Origin of the sequence: Phenylobacterium sp. (assembly GCF_036264965.1) — a bacterium.
GTDB lineage: Bacteria > Pseudomonadota > Alphaproteobacteria > Caulobacterales > Caulobacteraceae > Phenylobacterium.
Genome location: NZ_DATAPY010000090.1, coordinates 1 through 8,592 on the forward strand (window position 1 = coordinate 1; position 8,592 = coordinate 8,592).

Sequence of the window (8,592 nt, forward strand, 5' to 3'; positions counted from 1 at the left end):
GTCCCAGCAGATGCCGGCTCCGATGCGGCCGAAGCGGGTCTGCCAGACGCGAAATCCGGTGTCGCCGGGGCGGAAGTAATATTTTTCCATATAGCCGGGCCCGTCCGGGATATGGCTCTTGCGGTAGACGCCCAGCGGCGCGCCGTCGGCGTCGATCATCACCAGGCTGTTGAAATAGTGCGGCCCCTCGCGCTCGAAGATCGAGATCGGCAACACCACGCCCAGTTCGGCGGCGAGCGGCGCCAGGCGCGTCACGCAGGGATGCTCGCGCCAGGGGTGGGCGTGGGCGAACCAGCGCTCCTGCTGGGCGACGCAGAAATACGGTCCCTGGAACAGCTCCGACGGCAGGATCACCTGCGCGCCGCGCGCCGCGCCCTCGCGCACCAGGTCGGCGACGCGCGCGATATTGGCGTCGAGGTCCTCACCGAACGCCGCCTGCAACGCCCCCAGCGTGATGGTGCGCGCGCTCATGCCGGCTGCTGCTGGCTGATGCAGTGGAACGAGCCGCCGCCGGTCAGGATCGCCGACGAGGGCAGGCCGATCACCTGACGGCCGGGGAACAGGTGCTCCAGGGCCTGGACGGCGAAGCGGCCGGCCTGGTCCGAATAGAGAGGCACGATCACCGCACGGTTGGCGATCAGGAAGTTCATGTGGCTGGCCGGCGCGGCCTTGCCGTCGGCGCCATCGATCCAGCCCGGCGACGGGATGCGCATGACCGTCAGCCGGCGGCCCGCCGCGTCGGTCATGCCGGCCAGCCGTTGGGCGGCGTCGTCATAGGCCTTGGCGTTGGGATCGCCGCGTCCGAAGGCGACCGGGCAGGCGACGACGCCGGGCGCCACGAAGCGCGCCAGGTTGTCGACGTGGCCGTCGGTGTGGTCGTTGGCCAGGCCCTCGCCCAGCCAGAGCACCGTCTTCGCGCCGAGCGCCTGCGCCAGGGCGGCCTCCGCGTCGGCCTGGCTCCAGCCCGGGTTGCGGTTGGAATTCAGCAGGCACTGGCCGGTGGTCAGCACCGTGCCCTCGCCGTCGTGATCCAGCGCTCCGCCTTCCAGGACGAAGCCGAACTCGTTGAGCGGCGTCCCCGCGGCGGCGGCGATCTGACCGGCCACGGTGTCGTCGTTCGGCAGCTGGTACTTGCCGCCCCAGCCGTTGAAGCGGAACCCCTGGGCGACCAGGCCCTGCGGACCCCGCGCGAAGATCGGCCCGGTGTCCCGCAGCCAGATATCGCCGAAGGCGCCGGTGACGATCTCGATCTCAGCCGCCTGGCCGAGCAGGCGCCGCGCATCGTCCGCGCCCGCCTGCGTGCCGGTCATCAGCCGCACCCGCTCGCCGCCCGGACCGGCGAGCGCGCGCGCCAGAGCGGCGACCTCGGCCTGGGCGCCCGGCAGGTCGTCCTCCCACAGCTCCGCATGGCTGGGGAAGCCCAGCCACATCGCCCGGTGCGGCGCCCATTCGGCGGGAACGGTGACAGTCATCCAGGATCAACCTCAAGCGACGCGCGCAGATGGTCCGCCCGGCCCATTCCGTCAAGGCCAGGTTCAAGACTCCAGCGTGCGAACGGTGAACTCTTGGTCGGTCGCAGTGAGGCCGGCACGTCGCGCCCGAGACTCCGCGAAGCGGAGGCTCGGTCTTTTGAACCACGGAAAACACGGAAAGAGCACGGAAGGGGTCGTCCCCGACGTCGCAGCTTGATTGAATCGCGCGCTATGCGCGCAACAAGACCTTGGCTGTTCCCGGTCTGAACACCTTGCGGGAGGAGGACCTCGCAAGCGCCGCCCCAAACGAAAAGGGGCGGCCCGTCGCCGGACCGCCCCCTCGAACTTGAACCCGAAACCTCGGGCTTTAGAACTGCGCGTGCAGGGTGACCGAGAGGGTCCGCGGCGCGTTGAAGGTCGGGAAGTAGGACGACGCCGTCTTGGTCGTGGTCGAATTCAGCACCACCGGGAAGGCGTTGGTGATCGAGGACGTCAACTTATACGGCTCGCGCGTGTTGGTCAGGTTGAAGACGTTGAACTGCAGATAGGTGTTCTGCGCGCCCCACCAGGTGATCGGCATGCGGGCGTCGAAGTCGACGACCGTGATATCCGGCAGGCTGGCGGTGTTCATGTCGTCGAGGAAGCGCCTGGAGGTGTACTTCACGTTGGCGCCCACATCGATCCAGCCGAAGTCGTAGCGCGCGTTGGCGGTGAAGGTCTGGTCCGGGTTCAGCACCAGTTCCTTGCCGGCGGTCGGCAGGGCCAGGGCGACAGCGCCGGCGGTGGCGACGACTTCGTTGCTCTTCACGTCGCTCTTGATGAACTCGGCGCTGGCGTAGACCGAGAAGTGCTCGAACGGATGGGCGCCGATCGACAGGTCGACGCCATAGATGTCCACGGCGCCGATGTTGCGGTCGATGGAGAGCGTCGGGTCGGTCGGGTCGAAGGACTGAACGATCCGGTTCTTGTAGTTCACGTAGAAGCTATCGACCGAGGCGATGACCGCCGACGTCTGATAGCGGTAACCGACCCCGAAGCTTTCCGAGGTTTCAGGCTGCACCAGGGCGGTGACCGATGAATAGAGGTCGTCGGTCTTCGGCGCCGAGAAGCCTTCCGCATAGGTCGCGTAGATCATGTGGTCGTCGGCGATACGGTAGGTGACGCCCGCGTTCGGCAGGACCTTGTTGAAGTTGAAGGTCTGCTTGAACGGCATGCGGAAGTTCGGGAGCTTGGTCGCGGCGTCGAACGAGATCGAGCCGGTCTTGCCGAACAGCAGGGTGGACAGCGCGTTGGTGTTCCCCGCCACGACGCCGGCGTTATAGGCCGCCTGCACCAGGGCCGGATCGATGGTGTCGCAATAGGCGCTGGTGCCGTTGAAGGTGTAGCAGAACTGCTCCAGGTCGCGCTTGAAGAAGGGCGCGCGCACGCCGACGTTCACGTGCAGCTTATCGTCCATGAACTTGCCGATATAGTTCGCGTTGACCTGGTTCAGCTCGGCGATCGAGTGCCGGTCGCGGCCGCGCAGGGTGCTGCCGTCGGCGGTGGCGACCGGGGTCGAGCCGTCCATGCCGTTGCCGCCGAACACCGAGCCGGGCAGGCCGTTCACCGGATTGATGAAGCCAAATTCCTGGGTCTGGCGGTGCATGCCGTAGTCGAGGGTGTAGCCGAGCGAGAAGTGGTTGTGCTCGTCCATGTCATAGAGCAGCGAGCTCAGGATGACCCAACGGTGGGTGTTGGTGTTGTTCGGGCTGTAGAGGTCGACGGTATCGAGCGTGTCGCCATCGCCGTTCAGGTCCACGCCGGGTGAGCCAGCCTTGTTGCCCTTCAGGCGCGGGTCGGTTTCCGAGATGCCCTGGACGCCGCCACCGTTTGCCAGGGTGTAGAAGAACGACGGGTCGAAGGTGAAGGTCAGCTTGTCGGTCAGCGAGAACTTCGAGGCGCCGCGGATCGTCCCGAACACCACCGGGTTGGGGTGCAAGGCCCAGAAGTTGCCGTCGAGGCCGCTGGCGCCGGCGCTGCCTTGCTGGAAGCCGTTCAGGCAGCCGTTGTTGATCAGGGTTCCGCAGGAGGCCAGCGGGGTGTCGACCTTACCGGCGACGGCGGTCGGCACCGACCATTGGGTATTGTAGTCGAGCGTGCTCTTGCTCAGTCCCGGTTGGGCGAACTGGGCGAGGGAGGAGCCGTCGTAGAAGTAGTCGTGCTCCAGCACATAGCTGGCGGACAGGCTGAGGAAGTCGCTGCCCTTCAGCGGCTGATAGATGCGCGCGTCGAAGCCTTCCTTCATTTCCGGGCCGGCTCCGACCCACTTGTCGGCGTGGTCGTAGTTGCCGGTCAGGAACATGCGCGTGCCCCAGGGGCCGACTTCGCCGCTTTCGATCTCCCCGTAGTAGCGGGTGAAGTTGTTGCTGCCGGCGGTGGCCTGACCGATGACCTCGCGGTCCTTGGTCGGGATCTTGGTCACCAGTTCGACGGTGCCGCCCACGGCCGAGGCCGTCGGGCTGTCGACCGAGGTCGCGCCCAGGTTGACGATGATCCGGTCGGTGATTTCCGCCGTCAGATATTCGCCCGGGAACACCGCGTAGTTGCCGGTGTCGTTGACCGGCGTGCCGTCGATGGTGACGCCGATGTGCGCGCCGTCGAAGGCGTGGATGCGCAGGTCGCCCGACAGGTTGCCGGTGGCGTCTTCCGAGGTGTAGTTCACGCCGGGCAGCAGGTTGATCAGCTGGGCGAAGTTCTGGCCCGCTTGCTGGTGCTCGAAGAACTCGTGGTTGACGATCGCGACGTCCTTGGCGTCCTGAACCTGGGTGATGACGCCCGAGACGTTCGGAGCGCCGCGGGCCCCGGTGACGACCAGTTCCTGGATCTGGGTGGCGGTCGACTGCGCCAGCGCGCTCGAAGCCAGAAGCAGGCCCGTGGCCAAGGCGGTAGACGCGCACAATGCGCGGTTCAGTTTCAGATGCATAATATCCCCTCTTAGGAGCCCCCGAAGCCGTCACCCCAGACGACTTCGCAGTCTTGATTTAGCCGTATATCGCGCAAATCGCACCGGTTGGTGACGCTTTTGCTACGGTGACGCCGCCTCGCGGCAAGAAGCCGGGATGTGTGGCGCCGGCGCCCCTCCTATGGGCGCCGGCTTACGGCTAGACCCTTCCCGGTTCAGGTGTTTTCACCTGAGCCGGACGAGAAGGGTCTATCTTCAAAAGTTTAGAGCGCGTCGGACGGGTGAACCGGTTTCCACTTCACCCTGACGCGCTCTAGGGTCCCCGGCAATGATTGGCCCACGGATTTCCGAGACGCGGCGCGCGAGCGACCTGGATCAGGACGGCCGCGCCGCCCTGTGGCTGGTGGCGGGCCTGACGCTGCTGCGGGTGATCGCGCTGTTCCGTACACCGCTGGAGCTCTATCCCGACGAGGCGCAATACTGGCTTTGGTCGCGCAGCCTGACGTTCGGCTACTACTCCAAGCCGCCGATGATCGCCTGGGCGATCTGGGCGTCGACGGCGCTCGGCGGCGACACCGAGCCCTGGGTGCGGCTTCCGGCGGTGCTCTTCCAGGCCGGCGCGACGCTGTGCGCCTTCTGGATCGGCCGCCGGCTCTATGGCTCGAAGGCGGGACTGGCCGGCGCGGCGCTCTACGCGCTGGCGCCGGCGATCCAGCTTTCGGCGACCGTGGTGGCGACCGACGCGCCGCTGCTCTTCTTCCTGGGCCTGGCGCTCCTGACCTATGTGGCGCTGCAGGACGTGCAGGGCCGCGACCGATGGCTGCTGGCCGCCGGGCTCGGCGCGGCGCTCGGCCTGGCCTTCCTCAGCAAATACGCCGCGGCCTACGCCCTGATCGGCATCGGCCTGCACCTGGCGGTCTCGCCGAAGGCGCGGCGCGGTTGGACCGCAGCCTCGGCGGGACTGGCGGCCGGGGTCTTCGCCCTGGTCCTGGCGCCCAACCTGGCGTGGAACGCCGCCCACGGATTCGCCACATTCCGGCACACCGTGGCCGACGCGCATTGGGCCAAGGGCCAGCTGTTCAACCTGAAGGAATTCGGCAAATTCCTGATCGAGCAGTTCGTGGTGTTCGGGCCCATTCCATTCGCCGTCCTGGCCTTGGGCGGGGCGATCCTGGCGTGGCGGCGACGGCTGGAGCCGGCCGATCTGTTGCTGCTCTGTTTCGCCGCTCCGCCGATCCTGATCGTGGCCGTCCAGGCCTTCGTCAGCCGCGCCAACGCCAATTGGTCGGCGGCGAGCTATCTGCCCGGCGCGATCCTGGCGGCCGCCTGGCTGATCCGTTGGCGGGCGCGGCGAACCCTGATCGCGGCGCTGGCGATCCAGGGCGTGATCGCCGCGGCCTTCTTTGCTCTGGTGCTGCAACCGAAGATCGCCGACAGCCTAGGCCAATCCAATGGCCTGAAGCGCGCCCGTGGCTGGGACCAGGCCGCCCAGATCATGGTGCGCAAGGCCCGCGCCGAGGCGCCCGCGGGCCTGAGCGCCATCGCGGTCAACAACCGCTTCCTCTATTATGGCCTAGCCTACTATGGCCGCGACTACTTCCGCGAGCCGCTGGCCGCGCCGCTGAAAATCTGGATCCGCGGCGCCCGCGCGGGCAATCAGGCCGAGGCCTCGGCGCCGCTCACGCCGGCCGACGGCCAGCGGGTGTTGCTGGTCGCCGTCGAGGGCTGGTTCGACACCGAAATCGCCCGCGATTTCGCCGCCACGTCCGGCAAGGAGCTGGACGACATCTTCCTGGACCGCAGGCACCAGCGGAACCTGGAGATGTTCGTGGGTTCGGGCTTCAGGCCGCAGCCGCGCGATCCGAAGACCGGCTACCCGGCGCCCGAATGGACGCCGGCGGCCGGCGCGTTCGGCAAGGCGGGCGACGCCGGCTCGGAGCCTTCGCCGACGCAGCCCTGAGCGTGCGGCGACCTAGAAAGCCCGGGCGGTCCGCGTCGGCTGGGTTTTCGACGGGTCCACCGGGAACACCGTCGTCGCCTTGGCGAGGTAGCGATCCGGGAACACCTCGCGCAGCATGGCCACCTTGGGGAGGTCGTAGGTGGCGATGTAGGGCTGCTCGGGGTGCCGGGTCAGGTAGTCCTGGTGGTAGTCCTCGGCCTTGAAGAACCCCTTGAGAGGGTCGACGCGCGTGGCGATCGGCTTCTTGAACACGTGGGCGTCGTTGAGCTGTCGGATATAGGCCTCGGCCACGCGCTTCTGGTCGGGGTCGGCATAGAAGATCTCGCCCCGATACTGCGTCCCCTCGTCCGGGAACTGCATGTTGAGCTGGGTCGGGTCGGTGGCGACCGTGAAGAAGATCCGCAGCACCTCGCCATAGCTGATCTGCTGCGGATCAAAGACGATCTGGACCGATTCCGCGTGGCCGGTGGTTCCGGTGCTGACCAGTTCGTACTGCGCCATCGCGCCCGGACCGCCGGCATAGCCGGAAAGCACCTTCTTGACGCCCTTCACGTGTTCGAACACGCCCTGGACACCCCAGAAGCAGCCGCCGGACAGCACGGCGGTCTCCAGCTTGCCGGCCGCGGGCAGCGCGACGTCGATCCTGGGCACGGGCAGGGCCTGAGCCGGCGAAGCCGCCTCGGCGCGCGCGATACGCAAGGGCCCAACGGCGAACGGCAGGGCCAGAAGGCCACAGGCGGCGGCGACTAGGGCGAGTTTGGCGGACTTCATCAAGGTCTCTCCGGGCGATGTCTTGTCACGGCTGGGCGCCGGCGCCGAGCCGGGTTTCCGTGGGATCAGAATGCCATTCGTGACGGCGTGGGTCATCCATCATACGCGCTGATGGCCCATCCGGTTACAGGTACGGCGGTTGCCGCGGGGCGTGGGCGCGCGCAACGTCAGCGGCGAGATGAGACAGTTCAGCTATGCCGAGGCGCTGCGGCTCCTGGCCGCGCTCCGCGACGACAGGGGCGAGACCCTCGACCGTGACGCGCACGGCTTCGTGCAGTTCTGCCTGGCCAACGCCGCGCACAGCCATGGCCAGTTCCTGCAGGACCTCTGGGTCACCTACGAGCTGCGCGCCCTGCGCTATGGCTTCTTCGTGGATTTCGGGGCGGCCGATGGGGCGCACGCCAGCAACAGCCTGGTGCTGGAGCGCGAGCTGGGCTGGCGCGGCATCGTCGCCGAGCCGGCTCGGGTCTGGAGCGAGGCGCTGCGCCAGAACCGGCGCTGCGCCATCGACACCCGCTGTGTCTGGAGCCGCAGCGGCGAGACCGTCACCTTCAACCAGACGCCGCAGGCGCTGCATTCCACCATCGACGACTATTCCGCGTCGGATGGCCATGCGGCCTCGCGGACGGAGGGCGAGCGCTATCCGGTGGAGACCGTCTCGCTCATGGACCTGCTGAAGACCTGGGATGCGCCCGCGCGCATCGACTACCTGTCTCTGGACACCGAGGGATCGGAACTCGACATCCTGCAGGCCTTCGACTTTTCCGCCTACGAGGTTCGGCTGATCACAGTGGAGCACAACCACACGGACAGGCGCCGGCCGATCTACGACCTGCTGACGTCAAAGGGGTTCGTCCGCAAGTTCGATGAGCTGTCGGGCGTCGACGACTGGTACGTGAAGATCCAAGCTTAGGCCGCGACAGCCTTGGCCACCTCGAACGCCGCCTCGGTCTTGGCCTTGACCTCATCGACCGTGACGCCGGGCGCGAGCTCGAGCAGGGTCAGCGGGGACTTGCCGCGGCTCACGTCGAACACGCCGAGTTCGGTGATCACCAGGTCGACGACGCGCTGGCCGGTGAGCGGCAGGCTGCAGGCCTTGACCAGCTTGGGCGCGCCGGACTTCTCGGTGTGCTCCATGACCACGACCACGCGCTTGACGCCGGCCACCAGGTCCATGGCGCCGCCCATGCCCTTGACCATCTTGCCGGGCACCATCCAGTTCGCCAGGTCGCCCTTTTCCGACACCTGCATGGCGCCCAGGACCGACAGGTTGATGTGGCCGCCGCGGATCATCGCGAAGCTGTCGGCGCTGGAGAAATAGGACGTGTCCGGCAGTTCGGTCACGGTCTGCTTGCCGGCGTTGATGAGGTCCGGATCCTCCTCGCCTTCATACGGAAACGGCCCGGTGCCGAGCATCCCGTTCTCGCTCTGCAGCGCGACGTCGATGC

General features: G+C 67.3%; 7 protein-coding genes. 2 read left to right on the plus strand and 5 right to left on the minus strand.

Translation table 11 applies throughout. The annotated features are described in order from the left end of the window. From VHS75_RS11210 to VHS75_RS11220, 3 genes are all read right to left on the minus strand, one after another. On the minus strand, nucleotides 1–471 hold a 471-nt coding region (locus VHS75_RS11210; protein ID WP_329638699.1), incomplete at its 3' end, for a nitrilase-related carbon-nitrogen hydrolase. Further along, nucleotides 468–1,472: an agmatine deiminase family protein gene (locus VHS75_RS11215; protein WP_329638700.1), complete on the minus strand. Its 1,005-nt coding sequence runs from the start codon at nucleotides 1,470–1,472 to the stop codon at nucleotides 468–470. The genes VHS75_RS11215 and VHS75_RS11210, both read right to left, overlap by 4 nt. 367 nt (nucleotides 1,473–1,839) lie before the next feature. Continuing rightward, nucleotides 1,840–4,434, minus strand: coding sequence for a TonB-dependent receptor (locus tag VHS75_RS11220; RefSeq protein WP_329638701.1), 2,595 nt, complete (start codon nucleotides 4,432–4,434; stop codon nucleotides 1,840–1,842). A gap of 307 nt (nucleotides 4,435–4,741) precedes the next feature. Between VHS75_RS11220 and VHS75_RS11225 the strand changes: the two genes are divergently transcribed. After that, entirely contained in the window at nucleotides 4,742–6,373 is a 1,632-nt protein-coding gene (locus tag VHS75_RS11225; RefSeq protein WP_329638702.1) for an ArnT family glycosyltransferase, read from the plus strand. A 12-nt stretch (nucleotides 6,374–6,385) separates the two neighbouring features. Here VHS75_RS11225 and msrA read toward each other — a convergent pair whose 3' ends face one another. After that, nucleotides 6,386–7,144 carry a peptide-methionine (S)-S-oxide reductase MsrA gene (gene msrA, locus VHS75_RS11230; RefSeq protein WP_329638703.1) on the minus strand — a complete coding sequence of 253 codons (759 nt, stop codon included), beginning with the start codon at nucleotides 7,142–7,144 and terminating at the stop codon, nucleotides 6,386–6,388. Between the two features lie 178 nt (nucleotides 7,145–7,322). Between msrA and VHS75_RS11235 the strand changes: the two genes are divergently transcribed. Then, nucleotides 7,323–8,057, plus strand: coding sequence for an FkbM family methyltransferase (locus tag VHS75_RS11235; protein WP_329638704.1), 735 nt, complete (start codon nucleotides 7,323–7,325; stop codon nucleotides 8,055–8,057). Here the strand turns inward: VHS75_RS11235 and VHS75_RS11240 are convergent. Beyond that, the coding region (locus VHS75_RS11240) for a 3-oxoacid CoA-transferase subunit B (RefSeq protein WP_329638705.1) at nucleotides 8,054–8,592 on the minus strand (539 nt) is incomplete at its 5' end. The genes VHS75_RS11235 and VHS75_RS11240 overlap by 4 nt on opposite strands.